The organism is Aurantimonas sp. A3-2-R12 (genome assembly GCF_036016755.1).
Classification (GTDB): domain Bacteria; phylum Pseudomonadota; class Alphaproteobacteria; order Rhizobiales; family Rhizobiaceae; genus Aurantimonas; species Aurantimonas coralicida_A.
Map to the genome: position 1 here is coordinate 1 of NZ_JAYXIH010000138.1, position 839 is coordinate 839.

At 60.2% G+C, this 839-nt stretch carries 1 protein-coding gene; it reads right to left on the bottom strand.

Going from position 1 to position 839, the window contains the following annotated elements; translation table 11 throughout:
* Window positions 1–20: 20 nt before the first annotated feature.
* A protein-coding gene (locus VSX60_RS22430) for an IS5 family transposase (protein WP_327626443.1) occupies window positions 21–775 on the bottom strand; the annotation gives its coding sequence in 2 pieces (ribosomal slippage) (window positions 21–442 and window positions 442–775; 756 coding nt in all).
* Between the last annotated feature and the right edge of the window lie 64 nt (window positions 776–839).

Genomic DNA, 839 nt, shown 5'->3' on the forward strand with positions numbered 1-839 from the left:
CTAGGCTCAGGACTCATTGATCAGAGCCAGAAGATGACGGCGGCTGCGATGCAGATGGCCGAGAAGAAGGTGTGGGCGCAACGATCGTAGCGGGTGTGAATGCGCCGCCAGTCCTTGAGCCGCCCGAACATGATTTCGATCTTGTGGCGCTGGCGATAGAGGACGGCGTCGTGTGGGATCGGTTTCTTTCGCTTGGCGCGCGAGGGAATACAGGCTTTGATACCCCGGATGGCGAGGGCGGCGCGGAACCAGTCGGCGTCGTACCCCTTGTCGGCGAGCAGTGATTTGGCGGCCGGGAACGCCGGCAGCATCAGGGCGGCACCATTGTAATCGCTCATCTGCCCCTGTGACAAAGACAGGATCAAAGGCCGGCCATCCCCGTCGCAGACGGCATGGAGCTTGGAGTTCAGGCCGCCTTTGGTGCGTCCGATACGTCGGGGAACATCCCCTTTTTTAGAAGGCTCGCCGCCGTCCGGTGAGCCTTCAGATGGGTCGCGTCGATCATGATGCGTTCGGGTCTCGGCCCCTCTCCCGCCAAAGCCGAGAAGATCCGGTTGAAGACACCGAGCCGGCTCCAGCGGATGAAGCGGTTGTACAACGTCTTGTGCGGACCGTAGCCGGCAGGCGCGTCCTTCCACCGCAAACCGTTGCGGATCACATAGACGATGCCGCTCACCACCCGCCGGTCATCGACGCGAGGAACGCCGTGCGACAAAGGGAAATGCGGCGATATCCGCGCCATCTGGCGCTTGCTCAACAAAAACAAATCACCCATCAAAGCCTCCTTCAATGGAGACCGTGAATCACAGATCAAGAGAAATTAATAGGTCCTGAGCCTA